Here is a 23,863-nt window from a genome sequence, read left to right on the forward strand (position 1 = left end):
TGGGTGGCGGGGCATTATCCCCCTGCGGACTGCCATTCGAGGATTGCCTCGGATGGCGCCAGCAGCATGATGATGTTCAAGGCCAGCCCATCGCGGATCAAGAAGGTGGTCAGCACTTCAAAGCCCATGATGATCAGGATGCTGATCCAGACAGGCAAACGAAGCGCCAGCCAGAAGCCAAGGAACATGGCCGCCAGATCCGCGGCCGAGTTCACAACGCTGTCGCCCCAGTATTCGCCGGACACGGTAAACTCGCGATAGCGATTGATCACGGCTTCGGTGTTCTCGGCCACCTCCCACGCGCCTTCAACGATGGTGGACACCAGCAACCGCCAACCAAGGGCAAAGCGCCGCATCAAAAGGAAGGTCGCGCCGTAAAACAGGAAGCCGTGGATCAGGTGGCTGGGCGAATACCAGTCCAACAGATGCTGCGACCCCTGACCGCTGTCGTCCCCTGCATACCACAGAAGGGTATAGCCGCAGGGGCATGAGAAATTACGACCCATCGCCAGCAGGGTAACCAGCGTGGCGATGGTGACAAACAAAACGCCCCAATAGGGCAAGAAACGACGATCAAACATAAGGGCAAGGGATCACTATCCCGCGCGCTTGTCCAGAAAGGAAAACCGGACCATGGCAAAGGCATTTGCGTCGCAAGGCGACATGACCGAAAAGAAAATCACCTTCGACCAGATCGGCGAGGGGCTTTACGCCTTCACCGCCGAGGGCGACCCGAACTCGGGTGTGATCATTGGCGACGACAGCGTCATGATTGTCGAAGCTCAGGCCACCCCGCGTCTGGCGGGCAAAGTGATCGAGTGCGTACGCTCGGTGACTGACAAGCCGATCAGCCACGTGGTTCTGACCCACTATCACGCGGTGCGCGTGCTGGGCGCGTCGGCCTATGGTGCGGATCAGATCATCATGGGCGACCAAGCCCGTGCGATGGTTGTGGAGCGCGGTCAGGAAGACTGGGACAGCGAATTCCAACGTTTCCCGCGTCTGTTTGAAGGTCACGAGTCGATCCCTGGCCTGACCTATCCGACCACCACGTTCTCGGACGATATGACCGTCTATCTGGGCAACCGCCGTGTTGACCTGATGCATCTGGGCCGTGCCCACACCGCTGGCGACATCGTAATCCACGTGCCGGACCAGAACGTCATGTTCACCGGCGACATCGTGGAAGACCACTCGGCTTGTTACTGTGGCGACGGTCACTTCTCGGACTGGGGCGACACGCTGGACAACATCGCGTCCTTCGACGTGGATGCCATTGCACCGGGTCGTGGCGGAGCATTGATCGGCAAAGAGGCCGTGAACCGTGCCATCGAAAGCACTCGTGACTTTGTGGAAAGCACCTATCGACCAGCCGCCAAAGTGGCTGCACGTGGCGGGTCGCTGAAAGAAGCTTGGGATGCGGTCCGCGCCGAATGTGACCCTAAGTTTGCTGACTACGCGATTTACGAACACTGCCTGCCCTTCAACGTCGCCCGCGCCTATGACGAAGCCCGCGGCATCGACACCCCCCGCATCTGGACCGCCGAACGCGATCTGGAGATGTGGGCCGCCCTGCAGGGGTAAGACCTTTGGGGTTCGGCCGCGAGGGCCGGACCCCATACGAAAAACGCGCAGCTGGAGGAGCCCCCGATGTTCGACGATAGATACACGCTTGCCTACAAGCGCTATCCCTACAAGAAATCTGCTGATCAGGATGCGGCGTCGCCTGTACGTCATCCTGTAGTGGTGATGGGAGGAGGACCCGTCGGCGTGGCCACAGCATTGGACCTTGGCCGACAAGGCATTCCTACGTTGGTTCTGGACGACCATGAAGGTGTTGGTATGGGGTCGCGTGCGATTTGTTTCGCCAAACGCACCCTCGAGATCGCAGACCGTTATGGCTGCGGCAAGCCAATGGTTGAAAAGGGTGTCGTGTGGAACATCGGCAAGGTGTTTAACAAGGACGATCAGGTCTTTGAATTCAACCTTCTGCCCGAAGAAGGCCACGAATACCCTGCCTTTATCAACATGCAGCAGCCCTATTTTGAAAGCTTCCAGCTGGACCGCTTTGAAGAGCTACAAAAAGACGGCACGCCGATCGAGATCCGGGGCAAGAACCGGATCGATAGCGTCGAGATGCATGACGACTATGTTACGCTGAACATCACGACCCCAGATGGCCCCTATACGCTGGAGGCCGAATGGCTGATCGGCTGTGACGGCGCCTCGTCCCCCCTTCGCACGATGCTGGATCTGGATTTCACCGGGAAGGTCTTCCAGGACAGCTTCCTGATCGCTGACATCAAGATGAAGAACGACGATTTCCCGACCGAGCGTTGGTTCTGGTTTGAACCGACCCACGGTGGCGGCGCGTCGACCCTGTTGCACAAGCAGCCTGACGATGTCTGGCGTGTGGACTTCCAGATCGGCTGGGATGTCGACCGCAAAGAAGAGATGAAAGAGGAAAACATCCGCCGTCGTCTGGACGCCTTCCTTGGTGAAAACGTGCAGTACGACATGGTCTGGTCCTCGATCTACACCTTCCAGTGCAAACGCATGGACAGCTTCCGTCACGGCCGCGTGTTCTTTGCCGGTGACGCCGCACACCAAGTCTCGCCTTTTGGCGCCCGCGGGGCGAATTCCGGCATTCAGGACGTGGACAATCTGGGCTGGAAACTGGGCATGGTCATACGCGGTGAAGCGCCTGAAAGCCTGCTGGACAGCTATAACGATGAACGCATTCACGGCGCGGATGAGAACATTCTGAACTCGACTCGCTCGACCGATTTCATCACCCCGAAATCCGAGATGAGCCGCGTTTTGCGCGACGCCGTTCTGGACTTGTCAGAAAAGCACGAATTTGCTCGCCCGATGGTGAACTCGGGTCGTCTGTCGGTGCCTTGCACCTATGATGGCTCGCCGTTGAACTCGGCTGATGCGCTGGACGGTCCCGCCCGGTCGCGTCCCGGTTCGGTCTGCCCTGACGCGCCGGTCGGCGATGATTTTCTGCTGAACAAGTTGGGTGACAAATTTATCCTACTGACCATCGACACCGATGCGCCCAGTATGATCGAGGAAGCCGGAATTCAGGTCGAACGTCTGGCCCTGTCGACCGCTGACGACAAGACCGGTGCCTTGCGCGAGCGCTATCTGGGTGACAATGACAAAGCAGTCTACCTGATCCGTCCGGATCAGCACGTCGCCGCCCGTCGCCCCAGCTTTGATGAAAACCAGATCCGTGCCGCGATCCGTCGCGCCATCGGTAAGGAGTAAGCCCCATGACTGATCTGATCCTGACCCCGAATATCGACGGTGTTGACGATTTCTATGCCGAGCTTCTGGCTGCGCACGAAGGGTTGTCAAAGGAAGACAGCGACGCACTGAACGCGCGCCTTGTGTTGGTTCTGGCCAACCATGTCGGCGATCGCGAGGTGCTGAGCCAAGCGTTGAAAGCAGCCGAGAAATAGGGCTGACCACACAGGCTTAGCTGACGTAAGAAGGGCCCGTGCTGATTTGCACGGGCCCTTTCATGTTAATACGTGCTTCGGACTTAGCTGGGGTCTGCGGTCGTGCGCAGATACGGCAGTTTGATGTCGACTTCGCCAAACTTGGCCCTCGCCTCCTCATCGCTCAACGACAGGGCAACGATTACATCCTGACCTTTCACCCAGTTCGCCGGAGTGGCGATGGGGGTGTTATAGGTAGACTGCAACCCATCCAGTGCACGCAGGACTTCAGCGAAATTGCGGCCCACCGACATGGGGTAGGTCATGATTAGCTGTACTTTCTTGTCGGGCGAGACGATGAAAACCGAGCGGACCGACGCGCTGTCGGCGGCGGTGCGGCCATCGGGAAGGTAAGCTTCGGCAGGCAACATATCGAACAGTTTCGACACTTCCAGGTTTTCATCCGCGATGATCGGGAAGCCAGCTTTTGCGCCCGAATAGTCCTCAATATCGGCTTTCCATGACACGTGTTCTTCTGCGCTGTCGACTGAAAGGCCGATCACCTTGGTACCGCGTTTTTCCCATTCATCGGCAAGCTGTGCGACAGCACCAAACTCGGTCGTGCAGACAGGGGTGTAGTCTTTCGGGTGCGAGAACAGGATCGCCCAGCTGTCGCCAATCCAGTCATGAAATTTGATTTCCCCCTGATCCGTTTCAGCGGTGAAGTTCGGTACGATATCGTTGATGCGCAGTCCCATCTGGCTCTCTCCTGTAGGCAGCTTCTTCGTTCATCTACAGGGTATGCTTTTTACTTGGTTTTGAAACCCGGTGCGACAGTTTGCAACAGTGTTGATGTCCCTCAAATAATTTGATCAAATTATGATTCCACGGGTTGCGCTATCAACGTCTCGGTGCCACAGTGTCCGCAAATCCGTCCAAGGAGTCAGGAATATGATCGAGAAACGCGACTTTTACATCAACGGCAAATGGGTCGCCCCGGCTGCCGCGAACGATTGCAATGTGATTGACCCTTCGACGGAAGAGGTTTGTGCGGTGATCTCGCTTGGTGATCAGGCTGATACAGACGCTGCCGTTGCCGCTGCCAAGGAAGCCTTCAAGACTTGGGGCTTTTCATCCAAAGCCGAGCGGTTGGAGCTGATCGAAAGCATCTTTGACGCCTATAACAACCGCGCCGAAGATCTGGCCCAAGCCATGAGCCTTGAGATGGGGGCACCGATTGACCTGTCGCGCAGCTCGCAGGTGGGCGCTGGCAGCTGGCACATTAAAAACTTCATCCGTGCCTTCAAGGATTTCGAATTCGATAAGATGCTGAACGAGCGTGCCCCCAACGATCGTCTTCTGTACGAGCCCGTTGGCGTAACCGCGCTGATCACACCATGGAACTGGCCGATGAATCAGGTGACGCTGAAGGTTGTGGCCGCCGCCGCTGCAGGCTGCACCATGGTTTTGAAACCGTCCGAGGTTGCGCCGCTGTCCTCGATCATCTGGTCCGAGATCATGGATGAAGCCGGCACGCCCGCTGGCGTTTATAACATGGTTAATGGCGATGGCGTCGGCGTCGGCAGCCAGCTGACCTCGCATCCTGATGTGGATATGGTTAGCTTTACCGGCTCGACCCGCGCAGGTATCGCGATTTCGAAATCCGCCGCTGACACCATCAAGCGCGTGGCGCTTGAGCTGGGCGGCAAGGGCGCCAACATCCTGTTTGAAGATGCAGACGACAAAGCCGTGAAGCGTGGCGTGCTGCACATGATGCAGAACACCGGTCAAAGCTGTAATGCGCCCTCGCGTATGCTGGTCCAAAGCTCGATCTATGATCGCGTGGTCGAGGAAGCTGCCGAGGTTGCAGGCAAAGTTCAGATCGGCCCTGCGTCGGAAGAAGGCCGCCATATCGGCCCCGTCGTGAACGAGCTGCAGTGGAACAAGATCCAAGACTTGATCCAGAAGGGCATCGACGAAGGCGCGCGTTTGGTTGCGGGTGGCACCGGTCGTCCGGACGGTCTGAACAAGGGTTACTTCGTGAAGCCCACCGTCTTTGCGGACGTAACCAATGACATGACCATCGCGCGCGAAGAAATTTTCGGGCCGGTTCTGTCGATCATGAAGTTCGACACGGAAGAAGAAGCCGTCGATGTCGCCAATGATACCGTCTATGGCCTGACCAATTACATCCAGACCCAAGACGGTGCCCGCGCCAACCGTGTGGCCCGCCAGATGCGCTCGGGCATGGTCGAGATGAACGGCACCTCGCGCGCAGCAGGTTCGCCCTTTGGCGGCTACAAGCAGTCCGGCAACGGGCGCGAAGGTGGCATTCTGGGGATCGAGGACTTCCTGGAAGTCAAAGCCGTCTCGGGCTGGTCGAACGACTGATCCGAGTCACAGATTGAACACATGCACCCCCGGCTTGCCCGGGGGTGTTTTTTTGCCAGCTGGTTTGATCTCAATCATCGCTCAATGGCTCTGTGGCTGTTACATCATTGGTATGAATGCAAAACCCACTACGCGACGCAGGAAGGGGTAAATGACCGGTACGGTTATAAAACTGTTCGGCTATCTGGGCGGCACCGCCCGCGACCTTGCCCCGATCCTTCTGATCGTGGGTTTCTTTCAATTGTTCGTATTGAAGCAACCCATCGACAATCTGGGCCAGTTCGCGCTGGGCTTTCTGTTTGTTCTGCTGGGCCTGACGGTCTTTATCCGCGGGCTGGACATGGCGTTGTTTCCATTGGGCGAGGCACTGGCGAACGCACTGGCGCTGCGCGGCTCGCTTCCCTTGTTGGTCCTCTTCGCCTTCAGCCTTGGCTTTGGCACGACGGTTGCCGAGCCTGCCCTGATAGCCGTCGGAGCTGAAGCCGCGACCGTCATGTCCGAGGCCGGCGTAATCGGCCAAAGCGACGCCGAGCAGAGTTTCATGGCCACGGCACTGCGCTATACTGTGGCCGCATCGGTTGGTGCGTCCTTAGTCTTGGGCGTCTTTCGCATCCTGATGGGGTGGCCGATCCAGTGGTTGATCATTGGTGGATATATCTGCGTGGTCGTCCTGACCCCTATCGCCCCGCGCGAGATCGTGGGGATTGCCTACGACAGTGGGGGCGTCACAACCTCGACCATCACAGTGCCGCTTGTGACGGCGCTGGGCGTGGGTCTGGCATCGGTTATCAAGGGACGGAACCCGATGATTGACGGGTTCGGCCTGATCGCCTTTGCCTCGCTTATGCCGATCATCTTTGTGTTGCTGTTCGGATTGGTGGTGGCGACATGATCACGATCCTGACCGGCCTTCTTTGGACCTTCCTGAGCGTCGTGCACGACGTGCTGCCCATCGCGGCGGTGTTGTTGCTGTTTCAGTTGGTGATCCTGCGCAAGCCGATCCCGCACCCCCGGAAAGTCGCCGTGGGTATGTTCTATGTGCTCTTGGGCCTTGCTCTGTTCTTGTCAGGGCTGGAGCTTGCCTTGTTCCCACTGGGCCGCGAGATGGCCGCACAACTGACCGATCCCGCCTTTCTGGGGATCGAACCCGGCGCGGCGGTGGCGTGGCTGGACTATTACTGGGTTTACATTTTCGCCTTCGCCATCGGCTTTGCCACGACCATCGCCGAGCCGTCCCTGATTGCCGTCGCCCTGAAGGCGCAAGAGGCATCCGGGGGCGCGGTGAAGGCGAACGGGCTGCGGTTTGCTGTGGCGATTGGCGTGGCGATCAGCCTTGCGGTGGGGACGTTCCGCATCGTGACAGGCACGCCGCTCTATCAATACATGATCGTGGGCTATGTTATCGTCGTGATCCAGACGCTCATGGCCCCGCGCATGATCATCCCGCTGGCTTATGACAGCGGGGGGGTTACGACTTCGACCGTGACGGTGCCCTTGGTGGCCGCCCTTGGGCTGGGCCTTGCCAACACCGTTCCCGGTCGCAGCCCACTTTTGGATGGGTTTGGCTTGATCGCTCTGGCCAGCCTGTTTCCCATGATTACCGTGATGGGCTATGCCCAAATCAGCAACTGGCTGTCGCGCCGTAAGGCCGATTAGGACAGCCAAGGAGAAAACCATGAAGTTTAAACTGATCATTGTGATGACGCAGGATGAACTGACGGACACCGCCATTGAAGCGGCCCGCGAAAAGGGCGCTACTGGTTGCACCGTCATCACCTCGGCGCGGGGCGAAGGGTTGCATCCGACCAAGTCCTTTTTTGGTCTGACGGTGGCTGGGCAGCGGGATGTGATCTTGTTTCTGGTCGAAGAACACCACAGCCGCCTGATCCTAGAAACCATCGGTGCGGCCTGTCGGTTTGATGAAGATCCCGGCACAGGGGTCGCCTTTCAATTGGACATCGAAGACGCGATTGGTCTGTCTGGTCAGATCGCCTCGATCCAAAAGGAAATCACCAAGGAGGACTTGTGATGGACGAGAACAAAAAGAAAGTCCGCGATGTGATGCAGAGCACGATCCATATGATCAGTGGTCTGGCAACGGTGCGCGAAGCGGTGAACGAGATGCAGTCCAAGGGCGTTACTGCACTGGTGATCGAGCGGCGTCACGAGGATGATGAATACGGCATTGTCTCGATCGATATGATTGCTGAGCGCACGATCGCGCTGAACAAGTCGCTGGACCGCACGAATGTATACGAGGTGATGGATAAACCCGCCCTGACGGTGGCCGACCACATGGCTGTCAAATACGCGGTGCGCCTGCTGTCGCGTTTGGATCACCGACGCGCTTTGGTGATCGAAGATGGCACCGCCTGTGGGTTGGTCACGTTGCGCGATATGGTACTAAGTTATGCGTTACCCGAAGCGGAATGACTTGGTACGACCTAACAAAAAACGGCCGGCGTATTGCCGGCCGTTTCTGATTTAAGCTTTGACTAGCCTCAGTTCGAGGCAGCCATCAGCTTTTCGTTATGTTCGCGCAGAGTGTCGGATACAACTGCGTACCATTCGCCCGACTCGCGCATTTCATTCAGACCTTTGTTCAGCATCGACAAATATTGACGGCCAAATGGGTTCGAGCGGTGCGCGATAAAGCGCAGCGACTGGACGGTAGACACGAAGGGGTTTTCCACGATGTCATTCGGCGTCAGGCCCATCTCGACCAAAGTGTCCGACATCAGCTGAACTTCGAAGGTGGCGACGTCGGCAGTGCCATTCAGAACTGCGTCTACGCATTCACGCGCGGTGACGGGCTGCAACAGGGTCATGGTGCCCGGCGCTTGCAGACCATTGGCTTCCAGATCGGCCAGACCCCAGCCGGTCATCCGACAGACAGTCGAACCCTTCAGCTGCTCGTATGTGGTTGCCGACGCATATTCACTGTCCGGCAACGAATAGACACCAAACACGGTGTCATAGACCGGCACCGAGGAATCGAACTGGTTGCAGCGTACGGTGGTCTCTTCCGACCATTCATATGTGCGGTTGGTACAGTCGGGCATCACCCATGCCATCGAGATGTCGAACGCGCCCAAGGGCAGCAGAACTTCAAGGTGCGAGTTCCAGTCATCCACAAAGCTGACCGAGAAGTCGCGCGCATTGCCGCCACGTTGCAGCGACGTGGTTCCCAGACGGGTGATGAACCCGCCACCATTCAGCGATTCATCCGCAAAGGGCGCCCAGCCATTGCCGGTCACAAGCCGGATCGGTGGCTCATAGACGCTGGAGCGTTTGGTCTCGGCAAACCGGTTTTCTTCAGCAGCGATAATTTCCTGAGCAGAGCGGCCGTCGGGCAGGCTGCCATCCTCACAGGGTAGGGCCAGCACGAGACCCGGCTCAAGCGCGTTGGGGTTTGTGATCGCGTTGCGGTTGGCGTTGAAGATCGGCTGATAGTTCGACGTGCCATAGGCCGCAATGGCAATGGTTGCCAATGTGTCGCCATCCGACACGGTATAGTTGGTACAAGCCTGCTGGGCACTTGCGGCCCCCGCAGACAGAGCAAGCGCGGCGGTCGTGGCAATCGCCAGCTTCTTCGCAGTGAGTTTAAACATTTCCAAACCTCCAGATTTCTTCTTGGCCGGGTCGGGCCTTAGCTGTTTTCCATTTGATGACGCAGGGCGGTCGACACGATGTCGCGCCATTCGCCAGATTGCTGCATGATGTCGAGACCCCGGTTCAGGATCTCAAGAACGGCTTCGCCGTCGGGGTTGTCTACGTGGGTCATCACATTCAGACCCTTGATCGCCGCCAGATTGGGGTTCTCGATCAAAACACCTTCAAGGCCCAAACGATTGATAGCTTCGACCGCCAGATGGGCTTCGATGGCGACGATGTCGGCAGTGCCGTTGGCCACTGCGTCAAAGCAGTCATCGGGCGAGATCGGGCGCATCAGGGTGATCGCGGGCTCGTACAGGCCGACCGCATCCATATGAGTCAGCGACCAGCCCTCGGGGCGACAGATCGTAGTGCCTGCGAAATCCGCATGGCTTAACGATTCCTCATAGCCCGACCCGTCCTTGGCAAAGAACGTGTCTACAACTTCGTAGAAAGGGTTCGAGAAGTTATACGTTTCGCAGCGTTCGCGGTCGCTTTCCGACAGTGTGTCGGCAGCGTCGCAATCCGGACGAGACCACGGGAAGGTTGCGTCAAATGCCAGCGTTGGCATCAGAAGATCCAGATGCGAGGCCCAGTCGTTCACGAACTGGATCTTATAGGATTGCTCGGGCGCAGCGCGCAAAAGCGCGGTTTCCACCAGCTTGGTATAAAGGCCGCGATTGGGCAGGGCTTCGTCCGTGAAAGGCGCATAGTTGCCGCCGGTAATCAGCAGGATCTGGCGTTCATCCACTGGCGAGGCGCCGGGCTTTGCGGCGTCGCGGATCAGCGCGGCCCCTTCGGCGCGGGCGGCTTCGATTGCGGCGGCGGCGTCAGCATTCGCAGCGGCCACGGCCGCGGCGCTGGCTTTCTGAGCTTCCGCAATGGCAGCTTCGGCGCGGGCTTCGGCGGCGGCGATCAACTCGGCCGACATTTCACGCGCCATTTTCTCGGCTTCGGTTGTGGCCACGACCGTTTGACCTGCGACCGGCGTTGGGCAGGGGATCGACAGCGTGATCCCCAGTCGGATGATATTCGGATCTTTGCCGATCACATCCCTGTTGGCGTTATAGATCTGCCGAAAGTCCGAACTTCCGAACACGCGCAGCGAAATCTCGCGCAGACTGTCGCCCCGTTTGACCACATAGTCCGAGCATGCCTCTTGGGCGAAAGCGGAACCTGTCATGGCCGTCATGGCTAGACCGGATGCGAAGAAAAGGTTTCTCATAGTTCCTGTGGGTCCTTCGTTTAAATCATAAAGTCAGACGTTCACTGGGCGGATCACCGCGATTGTGATGTTGTCCTGATCGGGATGGGCTTTGGCGCGCAGTGCCTGCACCAGCGCGACAGCAAGGTCGCGGGCGGGCTGGTCTTTGTAAGCGTTGGCAAGGTCCTGGATTTCGTCGTCCTCGAGATACTGAAGCCCATCGCTCGCCGCCAAAACCACATCCCCCTTCGCCAGCTCGACCGGCGCTTCAGGGCAATCCAGCTTAGGCAGCGGCGCGCCCATGATGACGGATGTCAGCTGATTACGGTCGGGATGGTTGCGGGCCTCTTGATGGGTCAGGGTGCCATCGGACACCTGCGCGTCGATCATAGGCGCCATCGAGTGGTCTTCGTTGATCCGCATCATGAATCCGCTGCGACACAAGTAAAGCGGCGAATCCCCGACCGAGACCCAGCTTAGATTTTTGCCGCGCAGAAGGACGCCCAGAAGGGTCGACCCCATCCGCAGATCGGCGCCATTCTTGTCCAGATAGGTGGCGACGGCGTCATTTGTACGCAGGGCGACCTTGGTCAGGCACGCGGTAACTTGATCGGGCTCGCAATTGCCGCTTTCCAGAAGGCTGTCCAGCTCTGTCTGCCATGTGGCCTTCACAATGCCCGAAGCGACGTCCCCGGCCTCATGCCCGCCCATGCCGTCGGCGATAACGACATAGCCCGCATCTAGGGCGTCAAAGAAGCGCGCGGCAATGGCGTCTTCCTGCGTGTCGCGCCTGCCTTGATCGGCCACAAGGGCGATATCATATGCCGGATTGGCCAGCATAATCAGCTGTCCTGCCAGTCAAAGCTGTCATCGCAGAAGGCAACGAAGCGCAGGGTTGTGTCGCTGATCCGGATCGTGTCGCCATTGCTCAGCGGCACTGTGCTGAGAACTGGGCCACCGTTCAGTCGCACCAAATTGGCTTTACCGCCATGCCCCAAATAGCTGGTTCGATCTTCCGAGTTATAGGCCACCACTGCATGACCTGCGCGCGAGATGCCGTTGTCACCGAAATCAAGCTGGACGGCCTGATCATCATTGCGGCCGATCTGGGCCAGCCCTTCAATCAGTGGGAAACTGGTGCCGCGTCCCGGCCCTTCGGTGATGACCAGCCAGCCCACCGGGAACGAGGCTTGTGCCGGCATCGGCTTCGAAATCGGCGCGGCCTCAATGCTGTCTTGCACATGGGTGTCTGGGCGTTCAAAGCCAAGGAAAGTGGTTTTCACGCGCTCGCTGCGATCCGCTGCGGGGGCTGGGGTGGGAGTAGGCTCTGGTTCAGCCTCTGAGAGCGGCGCGGCTTCGGTTTCGGCCTCGGTTTCCACCGCAGGGGCCGGGGCTTCGACGGTTTCCGGTTCTGTGGGCTCTGCAATTTCAGCCGTTTCCAGCGGTTCGGCGCTGGGATAACGGCCGGGCAGTTCCTCGGCCAGGATCGTGTTCACAATCGCGTCCGAATCGTCATCTGCGTTGAGCACGTTTTCGACGGGCACAGGCTGATCGTCGGCAACCGGAACTTCTTCGACCTCAAGCGGGGCGATTTCTTCGGTTTGAATGTCTTCGGCGACAGGTTCGTCGTCAATCTCGTCTACGTCTTGATCCGCTTCCGAAGTCTCGTTCCCACCAGCCAACACCTGACGCAGGGCGTGCAGGTCAGCAATCGGTTCGTCCTCGGCGGTGTCGCATTCATCCTCGTGGGATGTGTCCTTGTTCGCGTGTTTCGCGCTTCCTTCAAGCAAGCGGCTGAGGGGGCTTTTGTATTTGAACATGGCAACGTCACCTTTCACTCTTTCACCGGGCAGACCCCGGCACATGATCGATCATTCCAGCCGGGCAAACTGCCCGGGCAGAGTAAGATTTTGGATACTGGGTTACTGGGTAAACACTGCGGCGGGTCCAACATCCGCCGGGCCATTCAGGCCCTCAGAGAACACATTCTGGCAGTCGGTTGGATGCGTGGCGTCAAGTTCCCCCTGCAAGTTGCATGGTGACCTGAACCTCGCCGCCATTGCGCAAGACGGTTAGGCGCGCTTGGGACACGCCATCGGCGACAAGGGTTTCAAGAATACGATCAAGGCTTTCCGCAGCGTCGATCGACTGTCCGGTGGTGCCTTCAGACAACAGGATGTCGCCCACGCGCAGATCGCCAACCGGATCGGCTGGCAAGCGGGTCACGCGAACGGCCCATTCGCCGTTATCCGCATTGCTGGCCGTCAGGCCGACACCGTTTTCCAGTCCGAAGATGCGAACCGCAGGCAAGGCCAACAATCCGTTCAAGGGGCGGGTGCTTCCGGTCGGGCGGTAACGTGCAGCGGCGCGGATAAAGCCATCAGGGTCGACTGTCACATCGTCCAGAATACGGGCTGCGAAGCTGGCGCTGTCAGACACCGGTTTACCATTGATCGTATAGATCACGGCCCCACGAGTGACCCAATCCCCAACGACAGACATGTCGCGGCTGGGGTCAACGCCGGTGATCGCAACAGCGCTGCCGGTGGACAGACGGCGGGTGCTGGTGGCAAAGGGGATTTCCACATCCCAATGGCCAAAGGCGACTTGCTGTTCCAGCAGATCGTCGGGCGCGACGGGGGCTGGTGCAAGGGTAGGTGCGGGGGCAGCGGCTTCTGTGACTTCGGCCACAACGGGTGCCGGGGTTTCAGGCTCTGAAACGATTTCAGCTTCAACAGCCGCTTCAGTTTCAACAACCGGTTCTGCTTCCGGCTGGGCCTCAGGAGTCGGGTTAGACGCGACCGGTAGAGGAGTGACTGCGGCCATCTCAACTGCCTCGTCACCGCCCGAACCACTGAAGGCAAAGTACCCACCTGCGCCAAGCAGAACCAATGCTACCAAGCCTGCGATGGCTTTGCCGCCTCCGCCAGAGTTGCTTTTGACAACTGTTACGGACGGGTTGTTTTCTGGCTTGGGTTGAGTAAGCCCTTCGGACTGTGCGGTCGTAACGACGTCATCTTCGCTGGCCAAAAGGGCAGTGACGATGGCTTCGGCGTTTTCGGAGTTGGTCTCGGGCTCTTTCGGGCGCTCTAACGCCACGATGACCGAGCTGGGGCGATATCCGAATTCTTCGAACACCACACCAGGGCCCCGGAACATCCGCAGCCATTCAAGCGCAGATTGAACGCGGTTGACGATGTGAACGTCCATTGCCTTGTCCAATGCCTCGAGGAAACCATCGGGATAGCCCTCGAACCTCCCCGCCAGCGGAACATAAGGATCTTCTGCACCACTGTTGAACGCATCCAGCCGCGATTTCCCGTCAATGGGACGCTCGCCGCTGATGGCGTGATACAGGGTTGCGGCCAGCACATACAGGTCACTTGTCGTGTCCTGATCAGCACCGCGTGCATAGAATTCATGCGGGGAATACCCGTCCTTGATCACCCGCAGGGTCAACAGCGCGGCCGACCGGTTTGCTGCCTGTTCGCGCGCGGCGCCAAAGTCGATAAGGATCGGTTCGCCGTGCTCGTCGATCAGGATGTTGTCGGGCGAGATATCGCGATGCAGCATCCCGTTGTCGTGGATGAAAGACACCGCCGACAGCATCTTTTCAGTAACCATAACGATGAAATCGGGCGTCACCGTGTTCCGTTTATCTTGAACATAATCAAGCAGATCGCCGCCCTTAATCAAATCCATCGCGATATAGGCGGTCTGGTTGTCTTCAAACACCTGATGCACGTTCACGATGTTTGGGTGCACCAGCCGCGCGTGGTTGCGGGCTTCTTGAATGAACAGCTCGATGATCGAGCGCAGGTCGTCATTGTAAGCAGGATCGGCGGCTTCAACCTGACTGCCAGCACGTTGACACAGGGCACCCGGGAAGCACTCTTTGATGACCACATTCCGGTCCAGACTGTCGCGCGCCAGATAGGTGATGCCGAAGCCACCGTTGTTCAGGAAACGCAGAATTTCGTACTGTCCGCGCAGCAATTTTTCACCGGGTTGCAAGGCTGCAATCTGGGGGGTGTTTAAGTCCTGTCCCGAAGCCTGATTTTGGCTCATCTTTGGTCTAACCTGCGTCAATTTTTCTGGCAGAAAGGGCGTCCATACTGAAGGACCAACACTACTGGGAACATACAACCCCTGATACGACTGGAAGTTAGACTTAGGAATTTGGACCAAACTGTGGCGGGCACATGACTTAGCTATGACTCATAGAGACAAAGCGCGCGATTGGTCCGCTTTGTTGCTCAAACGAAGAAGGTTGCTGGGGTATGTAACCATCTATATGTCGCGATTCCGGGGTGGTCTGCGCGAGTCGGTAGGTGTCACAGCACGCGTGCTGGGATGATTCTGCTTTTAGTTGATCTGGATCTTTTTGCAGATTCGACTAGGCCCGTGCCTGTTCCACAGCAGCCCGAGTGCCCGCCCAAGACAGGTTGTCGCTGAGTTGTTTCAGGATGTTCAATACGGCTTCCGAGGCATTCGGCGTGTCTTCAAATTGCATTAAGGTTAGCAGATCCGAGGCATTCTCGAACTCGCCCACGATCCATTCGGCCGAGGCGTCAATGCTGCGACCGGGTTCCAGTTTCTCGGTGAACTTGTCGACCAGCTCTTGGCACGTGCACAGGATGTCGGTGGGATCAAGATCAGAGTTGTCGCGCAGTTCAGCAATCAGGATACGCAGCGCGGCTTTCCAATCGTCCAGAATGGGGTTCTCCAGATCCGAGGTTTCCGCTGGCTCGGGCGCAGTCTTCGACGCAGGGGCCGTATCCGGTGCCGCTGAGTTTTCCGCAGCGCCCAAAGCGGCCAGTGCGGGGGTTAGTGTCGCCTCGATATCTGCCTTGGCTTTCTCAAGATCGCGCGACTTGCGCGCGGCTGCCAGATCCAACACACGCCGTGCCAGATCTTCACCACCACAAGCAGCCCAAAGATCGAAATCCGGCTCAGGCTCCTGGGCCATCGCTTCCACGGCGACGGGCGTGCCGATGGGAACCACCGCCTTAAACAGCCCTTTCGTGTCGTTTTCCAGTTTTGTGACTAATTGCGGTAGGGTTTCCTGAACGACCGGCAGGTCCGTGTGGGTGATCGCAAGTAGGCTATAATCTTGAAGATCGCCCGAGACCTGCGACCACAGGAAACGCTCGGTTTCACGCCACGCGTTTGTGCCGTTCGTGCACCATATTGCGCAATCTGCGAACTTCAAAAGCTCCAGCGTCTGCTTATAGCTTTCATCCAAAGCACCCGAGCCGGGCAGGTCGAACAGCACCAGCTCTTTCAGCGCGTCAGATGGCAACCCAACCGAGATGAAGTCGGGCGACCGTTCTGCCGCCGTTTCTAGATCAATCCCCTCAAGGACAATGGGTGTCTTGTCCCACCAGCCAATCGTGGTTTCGGGCAGGGGGGCGTATTTCACGATTACCAAGGGCAGTTTCAGATGCTGTGGACCCGTGGGTAAGATGTCGGTGCCGGCCAGCATGTTGGCCAGACTGGATTTGCCGGCCCCGAATTCACCTGCGAAGCCGATGGTGACGGCGCTGCTTAACTGGTCGATATGCCCCTGCGCCAGCGCCCGCATGTTTTCCAGCGGGGCCGAGCTTGGCGCAGATTTGGTTTTCGACAGAAACGCGCGCAGCTGTTCAAGGACCGCATCTGTTTGAGGAAAATTGATCACGTCACCGCCTCGAGTCGCTGTTCTTCAGGTTCGTCCCCTTCTTGGAACAACGCTTCCAGCTGATTTGCAAGCCTCTTAGCGTTTTCCAAGGCAGCAGACGCGTCAGGGCGAGAGGCAGTTTGGGCTGTATCAAGCTCGTTAAACCGGGTGGCCAGAACGGCCTGATGGTGATCCATCACCGTGTTCAGGCGCCCGGTTAGATCGGATTGGAACTGATCCACCAGATCGGTCGCGATGGCCAGAAACTCTCGCGTGATCATCTGTTCGGTACGAGCAACAACGGATTTCTTGTTCAAAAGGCGTGACAGCCACGACACGCGCAGCTCGACCGTGATACCGCGGGTCAGGGCGCTGGTGTCCGGGCGGTACCAACGCAGCGCGCTGCCGTCCACATTCAGGGGCGTGCTTTCGTCGCCATCGCCATTTTCTGCCAGTACAGCGTTCGACTGCATATCAATCATATAAAGCTGGTTCAGCATGTTTTGACGCTGTTCATGCGCAGCATCCAACAGTTGTTCGCGCAGGGTTTGGCGCAGCTTGGCAAAGTCCAGCTCGGTCGCGCCGCTGCTGTCTAGCAGGGGCGAGGCACCACCGCTGCCCTGAACCACACCGGGCACTTGTAACAGGACCGAAGTTTCAAGCCTCTGCCGCAGTTCTAAGACCGCTTCTACCACCTCGGCGGCCAGTTGGGTCTTGGCATCATTCACCATCTGGCTCAGATGCGCGCGGGTGTCGCCGTTGTCGTGCGCTGTGTCGATGTCGGCAGTGTCGCCATCCACCACTTTCAGATGCACGCGGCGGCGCTCCAGTTCGCTTGCGGCAAAGCTGCGCAGATGCTGCGCGGCGATCTGAATGCGTTCGGTGCGCGGACCGTCCGTGACCTCGTTGATCATATGTTTACGCAAATCCGGTAGGCCCGAGGCGATCATCGCTGCCAGCCGCAACGCGCTTTGGGATGCGTCTTCAGGCTGGTTTTGTTTCAAATACTCGATGCCTTCCAGAAAGCGCTGCATCTTCTGTGGATGCGCCTTCAGCCACGCCAAAATCTGATCGTGGTCGATTCCGGTCGCGTTCCCGGTCAGCGCATAATGCGCCCATTGCGCGCTGCCCATGATCACGGTCATCCGGGAACTGCCCAAGGCCCGCTCCAGCCCGGTGCGCACATCGGCGTGAACCTTCGCCGCGTCCTCGACGCCTTGGTTCAGCTCGTCCACGCGGTTTACGAAAACCACCATCTGCCCAAGCTCAAGCGCCTGCATCAGGCGCAGCAGCTTCAGATCCGCCTGCGACAGCGCCTGATGGGCAGACAAAACCACCACGAAGAAATCCGAGTTGCGCAGATACTGGTGCGAGATTTCTTCTCGGATCAGAAGTGGGTCGTTGATGCCCGGTGTGTCGGTGACGGTCAGCGGGAAGGGAAAGAGGCCCTGATCGAAATACAAGTCTGCCTTGCGCGTCAGGTCGCTGTAGTAGGGAGCCGAAGCGGTGTCGGCCTGATCTTCGGGGTCGGGGCCCGCGCTGACATAGCGAGCAAGTTCGTCCTGCGTTAGGTCCTCAAGGTCATGCGTCGTGCCCAGCAAATCCTCGTAGCGATCCCCCAGACGTGCCTTGGCACGAGACTTCATCGCCTCGATCTGGTCTTCGATGATCTGGCGTTTATATCCGTCCCCGGCATCTGGCAGCAGCGCACGGATCTCGTCACCTTCGGACAGAAGCGCCCGCCATTGGATGTGGTCAAAGAAATGAAACGCGCCACCCGTGGTGCGCCCCGAGGGATGTCCGAAATGCATGTCGGTGATCACGGTGGTCCACGGGTTAACGTCCGAGGGCAGGAAATTTGCCTGCCCCGTAAAGCCGTTGATCAAACGAGACTTGCCCGCCTTGATCTGTCCGACAAAAGCAATACCGGGGTTAAGTGCATTCAGGTCCGTCAAGATGCGCGAAATGAACGGCTGCGCTTCGTCGCTGGCCGTTTTAACCATTTCTTCGGCGATCCGAATTAACGCCTGTCGGCGAACCTCATCCATAAAATGACTTCCAACTCGCTTTAATTAAGTAAAATTTGAACCGACGACCAATCTTGTCGCCGTATGTTCACAGTATTCAGCTAATATTTCCCTGTGTTGTCAATGATTTCCACAGCTGCACAACGGAACCCAGCTTGCGCGTGTGATGCGCCGCCATGGTTGTCGCATCAGCATCGCGGCAGATCGTCAGGCTGGGCGCGTCTTGCCCTTGTGCGCGCATAATGACCAGCTGCGCGCCTGCCTTTGCGGTGTTGCTGTCAGCCTCCCACGCGGACAGGTCATCCATCATCTGCTGCACTGCATCCATGTTTTGCGTCAAAACGCTTTCCGGCCCGGTCGTGGTGCCGCTGCGATGCCCAACCAGAATTCGTTGGTCACTTATCCTCTGGGCTGTCTCGTAAAACTGCGCAGCCATGCCGCTGTCGGGCATGCCAGCCGCAAGGGGGGCAGAGGTTTCACCCACGGGGGCGGGCTTCGTCGAAGGCACGGGTTCCAGCGCGTCAATGGCGGCATCAACTTCGGACACAAGCACCCCCGTAGCCACAATGTCGTTTTCTTCGTCCGGCGGAGTGCTGAGAAGCTGAACACCGGTACCCGAGCATACCATGTTCAGGATCTGGGCCACATGCTCGGCCGTGGTTTCAGGCGGGGTCGCCTGTACCCCGTCCATCAACGCTTCAGGCATTCCCGAGACGCGGCCATCAACGACCGACAGGGTCACGGCGTCGTCCTGATCATTGGTGATCCGAATGACCCGAGGCAGGATCGTCGCGCGCATGCGATCCAAAGCTGCCCTGCTGCGGGTTTCTGCGCTGCCTTCGGTAAGAAGCACACTGGGGTCCAGACGGGGTTTGGTGCAGTCTACGACCTGTTCAAGCTGGGCGAGTATATCAACCTGTTTCACCAACTGCCCTGCCTATACCGCCGCCGCAATCATGTTCATTGTCGCTTCGGATTTGGTCAGGGCCAGCCCGACATTCGTATGATCATCCGAGACGAAACAGACCAAATGGTCCGGCTGGTCGGGGCGTCTGAGAAGCAGATACAGGCGGTTGCCGGAATAGATTGCAAACTCGCCAAATGCGGCACTTTCCGCCGCGCCATCGCCCGACAACAGCTGCTCGAACGCGCACACACCGCGCCCAAGGATCAGATTGGCGATCGAGGTCGACATGACTTCTAGCGCGGCCATGCTGTCGGCGTCGTGCCCCTGCATCCCCAGCAAAAACCCAGTCTGCATGTCAACATAGCCCGCCGCAACGCAGTTTGGGACGGCCAACATGGCTGCCGAAAGCGCATCGTCAAGCGACAGGGGCGCGCCGGTTAAACCGCTGGCGTGCGCCAATTGCATCACAGGACGTGCCAGACGGTATCGCCGTCCGTCGAAGCGTCGCTAAGAGATTGCAGTACGTCTTCGGAAAGTTTCGCGTGATGCTCGCGTGCGCGGTCGTCAAACTGCTTCAGAAATTCCTGAAACGCATCCATCAACGCCACCGGGTCCGAGACATCTTGAAGCGTCGCCAGATGCGCGGCCCATTCGTCTGCGGCACAAAGCGGAGCGGTTTCGAGCAAGCTGTAAAGCGGTTGGCTTTCGGCCTGAGCAGCGGGCGCGTCGTCGGCCTGAGCATCGTCCTTATCTGCGACAAGCTCGGCCACGGATGCAATCAGATTGGCGGCGTGAGTATCGTCGGCCGTATCCTCAGGCGTGTCTGTTTTATCCTCAAGCGGTTCGGCAGCGTCGATCGCCTCGCCCGAGGGCAGGTTAGTCTCAATATCCTCAAACGCGTCCGACGCGTCGTCCTGCGGGTCCGTCTCGGATACCTCTGGGGTATCAAACACCGATTTCAGACCTTGAACATCATGGTCGCCGTGGCCGTCCTGACGTATCTGCGCGCGCAGTTTGTTGGCTTCATGCGCTTGGATGCGTTCGCGGCGCGTGGACGTATCGCGCGGCTTGTCTTCCCGGCGTGGGCGAGCAGGGCGGATACGCACGACATTGTTGTTGTCGCCGTCTGTCGCCTCGGGCGCGGGGTCATCCACAACAGACATAACCGGCGGGTTCCAAACGCGGGTAGACGTCTCGGCCCCCAACTGTAACGCGTCAGAACTGGCTTCTTCGCTGTTGTTGTCTTTCTGATACCGCGCCAGCATCGTAGCACGGGCGTTCATGATGTCGGCGGTGATGGTTAGGAAGTTGTTTACCAACTTGCCGCCACCGCTTCCTGCCCAAAGATCGGCGTGTTCTTCACTGTCGCGTGCGCGAATGGCGTCGCGGGCCGAAATCATGATTGTCTTACGGAACAAATCACCCGTTTCGCGGTTGATCCGGCGCCGCACCTTGGCGCGATCCGTTTCGTTCAAAGCATCCGCCCGCGTCACCAGCAAAAGCGAATTCTGGCGCAGACGCTCAGGCAGCGACGCCCAGGTCGCGCGCTCCGTCTCGCGCCAGGCCTGCGTGGAATGGGTGCACCACAAAACGCCGTTGGCTTGACCCACAGCGCGCTGCCAAACATCGGCCGAGATTTTCGGGTCCGAGATGCCGGGCGTGTCGATCAGATCGACCGCTTCCAGAATGTCCGCCTCTAGATAGACTCGCACAAAATGCGCGCCCTGAACGCCAACCTCGGAGATCTGGTTCAGCTCGATCGGTTCGCGGCTGCCATCAAGTTTCTGCACATAGGCTGGTTTGTTCCCCCACGAAAACCAGATCGGAGGTAGCTGCGTCGCCGTCACCTGCGTCGGCAGGGTTTCGTGCTTCAGAAGAAAGTTCAAAAGCGTCGATTTGCCGGCGCTGAACTCTCCCATCAGGGCAAAGACCGGCTTGCGGTGCGACCAGCGCTTCAGGCGCTTCCATTGATCTGATGTGACGATGCGTGGGGTGTCTTGTTTAGTCATTCTTTCAAGCCGCCTCGGTGCCCAGATCTTTCAGGATATCACCCAGAATTTCATCCGGCGTTTTGGTGGATTTCAAACCCGCCGCTTTCAGTGCGTCCTCGCCAAGTTGCGCCTGCGCTGTTTCAGAGATTCCCAGCAGCGTTTCCTGTTGCTCGGTCATGAACTCGGACAGTGCGGCGCGGACGTTTTCCAGCACCGCTGCGATCTGGTTTTCTTCGATATCTTTCGTGATCGACGCAGCCTCGGACGCGACCAATCGTGTATAGTCCGCTGCATAGGATGCCACACCCTTGCGGCGTTGCCACCAGCGGCGCCACCACGTGCTTTGCAAGTCCAGCGCAATCGTGCGACCAATCGCCAACGGAGGCGGCACGTTCGGCACAATCGGGGGCTCGATTGTGAACTCGCCCAACTGCTGTCCCAGCAAATTGCGATACACCGCTTCGATGTCATGTGCGGCAGCTTCATAAAGTGCGCCGACTTCTTTGCGCATGGCGCGAGCAAAGTTGAAATAGGCGGATTTCTGAAGCGCACGGAACCCGGCCGGATCATACTGCCATGTGCCGTTTTCGCCATTTTTTTCAAGATGTTCGATCAGGGATGCCGTAGCGCGCTTTATGAAGTTTTCTTCCGTGCGGGCCAGTCGTTTCACGACGGCATCCCGCAGAGAATGGGTGATATCCGCCACACGGGTTTCATAATCTGCGGCCACGTTGCGAATAGCCTCTTCCGGCGTTTTCCCGTCCAGATCATAGACCATTGTGCCCGTGTCGGTCAGCGTCTTCGCGACCGATGTCGCGCGGATCTGGCTGGCCATGTTGCGCGCCCGGTTGCGCACTTTGTTGCACAGACGTGCGCCTGCACCTTCCGCTATTCGTTCGTTCATCGCCAGCAGCAGATCTGGCAGGCCCGAGAGCGCCCAGATCTTCTCAAGCGACATCCCGTCGTCATCAAACCCGGCGGCGGCATATAGCTTGTTCAGCGATTTCGCCGCGTCTTCGGTCATCAGATCCGAGTTGCCGGTCAAGGCGGCCTCGGCCCAGATGGCGCTGCCGAAAATGACGCTGGTGTCTGTTCCCATGCTGCTTTGCTTCAGCATGTCGTTCACGCGGTCGCGGATTTCCGGCACTTCGTTTACTGGGTCGTTCAGCTCGTCAATGCGGTTGATGAACAGGATGATCTGACGGTTTTCGAACTGCGAGATCATGCGCATCAACGCCAGATCCATCGTAGTTAGTGCTTGGCTGGCGGCCATCACGACCACGCAGACCTCGGACCCGCGCAGGCTGTGCAGGGTGATCTGCTCGCGCACCATGAATGTGTCGTTCACGCCCGGCGTGTCGCTCAGGTTAAGCGAGATCGGGTACTGCTGGATGTCCAGATACAGCTCGGCTGTTTTGGTCACATCCGCAAAACGCCCGCTGTCGGCGCTGATATCCGGATCGTCTTCGTCGCCCATGCAGACATAGCGCTGCACAAGATCTTCGTCGAAAGAGTCATAGGAATGGCTTTGGCCCATGATCAGATCGAAATGCTTGCCCAGCCGTTCTTCGGACCGGGCCTTCATGTTTTCGACCTGCTGGCGGATGTCGTCCATTTCGTCATCTGCGCCTGCACGATTGGCCAATTCCCCCAGACGTCCGCCCCCGGCTGTCAGGTTCTGCCACTCGTCATGATCAAAAAACGTAAACTTGGCTTTGGTGTCGCCTGGCGTGCGTGTGTTCACGTGCAGCGTCGTCGCGACCGAGGTCCATGGGTTTACATCCGACGGCAACAGCCCCGGACGCCCCGCCATAATGTTCACAAGCGTCGATTTGCCCGCTTTCACCTGACCCATAAAGGTCACATTGGCGGTGAAATCTTCCATACGCGTCTTCAGCTTCGCCAACCGGGCCGAGCTGCGCGCATCTGCAATCGCGGTCAGCTGGTCGATGGTCGCATTCAACCCACCAAACGCGTCGTTCAGCGGGTCCAGGGCTTCGTTCCCCGTGGCTAGAAGATGTATGTTGCGCGCCATGGTTTACCCCCCGGTGCCGCTTTTTATGATGCCTAAGTTCGAGGCCGAATACTGCTGACGCGTCGACACAGCCGACGGCGTGTCGATCAATTCGATCAGCTCAATTGCGTCCAGAACCAGCTCCATCTCAGGCACGTTCTGGCGGGTTGCCTCGTTCGGGACGTCTGCAAAGACGCTAATGGATTGAAAGCGCTGACCGTTCTCGTATTTGGCGATCTGTTCGCCATTCGGAAAGCCGTCTGCTTTGTTCTCGGGCAGCGCCATGGCTGGGTTGGCCAGCAAGAAATGGTCCCCACGCTGAGTGACCAGTGAAATGCCAAAGCCGACTTGCGGATACTGGGTGCTGAGATACTGCAACCGATCGCTGAGCCCACGGCGCATAATGAAGTGGGCGTTGGTTTGGATGTCGACGACATTGGATGAAGCGTGCACGATTTGGTCCTTGGCTTAAGGTAGAGTGGGATACCAGGTTGACCTTGAAAAATGAAAAGGTCGGGGAACTTGTTAGCGTACGACTTAACGAAGTTGACCCAGAACCGGGCGTTAATT

The 23,863-nt window shown here is 58.3% G+C and carries 22 protein-coding genes; 8 read left to right on the forward strand and 14 right to left on the reverse strand.

The annotated features are described in order from the left end of the window. Nucleotides 1-14: 14 nt before the first annotated feature. Entirely contained in the window at nt 15-581 is a 567-nt protein-coding gene (locus ACXAH3_RS08745; RefSeq protein ID WP_474861690.1) for a DUF2585 family protein, read from the reverse strand. A gap of 52 nt (nt 582-633) precedes the next feature. Between ACXAH3_RS08745 and ACXAH3_RS08750 the strand changes: the two genes are divergently transcribed. From ACXAH3_RS08750 to ACXAH3_RS08760, 3 genes are all read left to right on the forward strand, one after another. Beyond that, nucleotides 634-1,584, forward strand: coding sequence for an MBL fold metallo-hydrolase (locus ACXAH3_RS08750; RefSeq protein ID WP_474861691.1), 951 nt, complete (start codon nt 634-636; stop codon nt 1,582-1,584). A 66-nt stretch (nt 1,585-1,650) separates the two neighbouring features. After that, complete coding sequence (locus tag ACXAH3_RS08755) at nt 1,651-3,273, forward strand: FAD-dependent oxidoreductase (RefSeq protein WP_474861692.1); 1,623 nt, start codon at nt 1,651-1,653, stop codon at nt 3,271-3,273. A 5-nt stretch (nt 3,274-3,278) separates the two neighbouring features. Next, nucleotides 3,279-3,467, forward strand: coding sequence for a DUF2783 domain-containing protein (locus ACXAH3_RS08760; protein ID WP_424941518.1), 189 nt, complete (start codon nt 3,279-3,281; stop codon nt 3,465-3,467). An 83-nt stretch (nt 3,468-3,550) separates the two neighbouring features. Here ACXAH3_RS08760 and ACXAH3_RS08765 read toward each other — a convergent pair whose 3' ends face one another. Further along, nucleotides 3,551-4,204: a peroxiredoxin gene (locus ACXAH3_RS08765; protein ID WP_474861693.1), complete on the reverse strand. Its 654-nt coding sequence runs from the start codon at nt 4,202-4,204 to the stop codon at nt 3,551-3,553. 193 nt (nt 4,205-4,397) lie between these two features. Here ACXAH3_RS08765 and ACXAH3_RS08770 point away from each other — a divergent pair, with 193 nt between their 5' ends. The 5 genes from ACXAH3_RS08770 (at nt 4,398) to ACXAH3_RS08790 (ending at nt 8,270) form a co-directional block, all read left to right on the forward strand. Beyond that, nucleotides 4,398-5,837, forward strand: a complete 1,440-nt coding sequence (locus ACXAH3_RS08770) for an aldehyde dehydrogenase family protein (protein ID WP_474861694.1) — start codon at nt 4,398-4,400, stop codon at nt 5,835-5,837. A 151-nt stretch (nt 5,838-5,988) separates the two neighbouring features. Continuing rightward, nucleotides 5,989-6,729: a DUF1538 family protein gene (locus tag ACXAH3_RS08775; protein ID WP_474861695.1), complete on the forward strand. Its 741-nt coding sequence runs from the start codon at nt 5,989-5,991 to the stop codon at nt 6,727-6,729. Continuing rightward, on the forward strand, nt 6,726-7,493 hold the full coding sequence (locus ACXAH3_RS08780; protein ID WP_474861696.1) for a DUF1538 domain-containing protein: 768 nt from the start codon (nt 6,726-6,728) through the stop codon (nt 7,491-7,493). Before ACXAH3_RS08775 ends, ACXAH3_RS08780 begins: the two co-directional genes overlap by 4 nt. 19 nt (nt 7,494-7,512) lie before the next feature. Then, on the forward strand, nt 7,513-7,866 hold the full coding sequence (locus tag ACXAH3_RS08785) for a P-II family nitrogen regulator (protein ID WP_474861697.1): 354 nt from the start codon (nt 7,513-7,515) through the stop codon (nt 7,864-7,866). Next, nucleotides 7,866-8,270: a CBS domain-containing protein gene (locus ACXAH3_RS08790; RefSeq protein ID WP_474861698.1), complete on the forward strand. Its 405-nt coding sequence runs from the start codon at nt 7,866-7,868 to the stop codon at nt 8,268-8,270. The genes ACXAH3_RS08785 and ACXAH3_RS08790 overlap by 1 nt, the downstream gene beginning before the upstream one ends. 68 nt (nt 8,271-8,338) lie before the next feature. Here the strand turns inward: ACXAH3_RS08790 and ACXAH3_RS08795 are convergent, their stop codons facing one another. The 12 genes from ACXAH3_RS08795 to ACXAH3_RS08850 form a co-directional block, all read right to left on the reverse strand. Continuing rightward, complete coding sequence (locus ACXAH3_RS08795; RefSeq protein WP_474861699.1) at nt 8,339-9,448, reverse strand: peptidoglycan-binding protein LysM; 1,110 nt, start codon at nt 9,446-9,448, stop codon at nt 8,339-8,341. A gap of 38 nt (nt 9,449-9,486) precedes the next feature. Further along, entirely contained in the window at nt 9,487-10,716 is a 1,230-nt protein-coding gene (locus tag ACXAH3_RS08800; RefSeq protein ID WP_474861700.1) for a peptidoglycan-binding protein LysM, read from the reverse strand. A 33-nt stretch (nt 10,717-10,749) separates the two neighbouring features. Continuing rightward, nucleotides 10,750-11,535 (reverse strand): PP2C family protein-serine/threonine phosphatase, encoded by a 786-nt coding sequence (locus tag ACXAH3_RS08805; RefSeq protein WP_474861701.1) that lies wholly within the window; start codon nt 11,533-11,535, stop codon nt 10,750-10,752. Nucleotides 11,536-11,537: 2 nt separating this feature from the next. Beyond that, complete coding sequence (locus tag ACXAH3_RS08810) at nt 11,538-12,515, reverse strand: FHA domain-containing protein (RefSeq protein WP_474861702.1); 978 nt, start codon at nt 12,513-12,515, stop codon at nt 11,538-11,540. 193 nt (nt 12,516-12,708) lie between these two features. Then, nucleotides 12,709-14,763, reverse strand: coding sequence for a serine/threonine-protein kinase (locus ACXAH3_RS08815; protein ID WP_474861703.1), 2,055 nt, complete (start codon nt 14,761-14,763; stop codon nt 12,709-12,711). Nucleotides 14,764-15,091: 328 nt separating this feature from the next. After that, entirely contained in the window at nt 15,092-16,375 is a 1,284-nt protein-coding gene (locus ACXAH3_RS08820) for a dynamin family protein (RefSeq protein WP_474861704.1), read from the reverse strand. Beyond that, the gene (locus ACXAH3_RS08825; protein ID WP_474861705.1) at nt 16,372-18,402 is read right to left on the reverse strand and encodes a dynamin family protein; all 2,031 of its coding nucleotides are present in this window, start codon (nt 18,400-18,402) and stop codon (nt 16,372-16,374) included. The genes ACXAH3_RS08820 and ACXAH3_RS08825 overlap by 4 nt, the downstream gene beginning before the upstream one ends. Before the next feature lie 76 nt (nt 18,403-18,478). Continuing rightward, nucleotides 18,479-19,306, reverse strand: coding sequence for a hypothetical protein (locus tag ACXAH3_RS08830; protein ID WP_474861706.1), 828 nt, complete (start codon nt 19,304-19,306; stop codon nt 18,479-18,481). Between the two features lie 12 nt (nt 19,307-19,318). Next, on the reverse strand, nt 19,319-19,753 hold the full coding sequence (locus tag ACXAH3_RS08835) for a hypothetical protein (RefSeq protein ID WP_474861707.1): 435 nt from the start codon (nt 19,751-19,753) through the stop codon (nt 19,319-19,321). Then, nucleotides 19,753-21,297 (reverse strand): dynamin family protein, encoded by a 1,545-nt coding sequence (locus ACXAH3_RS08840; RefSeq protein WP_474861708.1) that lies wholly within the window; start codon nt 21,295-21,297, stop codon nt 19,753-19,755. Before ACXAH3_RS08840 ends, ACXAH3_RS08835 begins: the two co-directional genes overlap by 1 nt. Before the next feature lie 4 nt (nt 21,298-21,301). Next, nucleotides 21,302-23,314 carry a dynamin family protein gene (locus ACXAH3_RS08845; RefSeq protein WP_474861709.1) on the reverse strand — a complete coding sequence of 671 codons (2,013 nt, stop codon included), beginning with the start codon at nt 23,312-23,314 and terminating at the stop codon, nt 21,302-21,304. A 3-nt stretch (nt 23,315-23,317) separates the two neighbouring features. Then, nucleotides 23,318-23,746, reverse strand: a complete 429-nt coding sequence (locus tag ACXAH3_RS08850) for a hypothetical protein (protein ID WP_474861710.1) — start codon at nt 23,744-23,746, stop codon at nt 23,318-23,320. Nucleotides 23,747-23,863: the final 117 nt, after the last annotated feature.

It is taken from the genome of Aliiroseovarius sp. ABM4_368 (assembly GCF_056161205.1).

Coding starts and splice junctions, on each gene's coding strand:
- ACXAH3_RS08795 (WP_474861699.1), bottom strand. CDS start 9,448: ATGTTTAAACTCACTGCGAAGAAGCTGGCGATTGCCACGACCGCCGCG.
- ACXAH3_RS08745 (WP_474861690.1), bottom strand. CDS start 581: ATGTTTGATCGTCGTTTCTTGCCCTATTGGGGCGTTTTGTTTGTCACC.
- ACXAH3_RS08750 (WP_474861691.1), top strand. CDS start 634: ATGGCAAAGGCATTTGCGTCGCAAGGCGACATGACCGAAAAGAAAATC.
- ACXAH3_RS08785 (WP_474861697.1), top strand. CDS start 7,513: ATGAAGTTTAAACTGATCATTGTGATGACGCAGGATGAACTGACGGAC.
- ACXAH3_RS08810 (WP_474861702.1), bottom strand. CDS start 12,515: ATGTTCAAATACAAAAGCCCCCTCAGCCGCTTGCTTGAAGGAAGCGCG.
- ACXAH3_RS08790 (WP_474861698.1), top strand. CDS start 7,866: ATGGACGAGAACAAAAAGAAAGTCCGCGATGTGATGCAGAGCACGATC.
- ACXAH3_RS08775 (WP_474861695.1), top strand. CDS start 5,989: ATGACCGGTACGGTTATAAAACTGTTCGGCTATCTGGGCGGCACCGCC.
- ACXAH3_RS08805 (WP_474861701.1), bottom strand. CDS start 11,535: ATGCTGGCCAATCCGGCATATGATATCGCCCTTGTGGCCGATCAAGGC.
- ACXAH3_RS08845 (WP_474861709.1), bottom strand. CDS start 23,314: ATGGCGCGCAACATACATCTTCTAGCCACGGGGAACGAAGCCCTGGAC.
- ACXAH3_RS08755 (WP_474861692.1), top strand. CDS start 1,651: ATGTTCGACGATAGATACACGCTTGCCTACAAGCGCTATCCCTACAAG.
- ACXAH3_RS08760 (WP_424941518.1), top strand. CDS start 3,279: ATGACTGATCTGATCCTGACCCCGAATATCGACGGTGTTGACGATTTC.
- ACXAH3_RS08825 (WP_474861705.1), bottom strand. CDS start 18,402: ATGGATGAGGTTCGCCGACAGGCGTTAATTCGGATCGCCGAAGAAATG.
- ACXAH3_RS08840 (WP_474861708.1), bottom strand. CDS start 21,297: ATGACTAAACAAGACACCCCACGCATCGTCACATCAGATCAATGGAAG.
- ACXAH3_RS08770 (WP_474861694.1), top strand. CDS start 4,398: ATGATCGAGAAACGCGACTTTTACATCAACGGCAAATGGGTCGCCCCG.
- ACXAH3_RS08835 (WP_474861707.1), bottom strand. CDS start 19,753: ATGCAATTGGCGCACGCCAGCGGTTTAACCGGCGCGCCCCTGTCGCTT.
- ACXAH3_RS08815 (WP_474861703.1), bottom strand. CDS start 14,763: ATGAGCCAAAATCAGGCTTCGGGACAGGACTTAAACACCCCCCAGATT.
- ACXAH3_RS08765 (WP_474861693.1), bottom strand. CDS start 4,204: ATGGGACTGCGCATCAACGATATCGTACCGAACTTCACCGCTGAAACG.
- ACXAH3_RS08780 (WP_474861696.1), top strand. CDS start 6,726: ATGATCACGATCCTGACCGGCCTTCTTTGGACCTTCCTGAGCGTCGTG.
- ACXAH3_RS08800 (WP_474861700.1), bottom strand. CDS start 10,716: ATGAGAAACCTTTTCTTCGCATCCGGTCTAGCCATGACGGCCATGACA.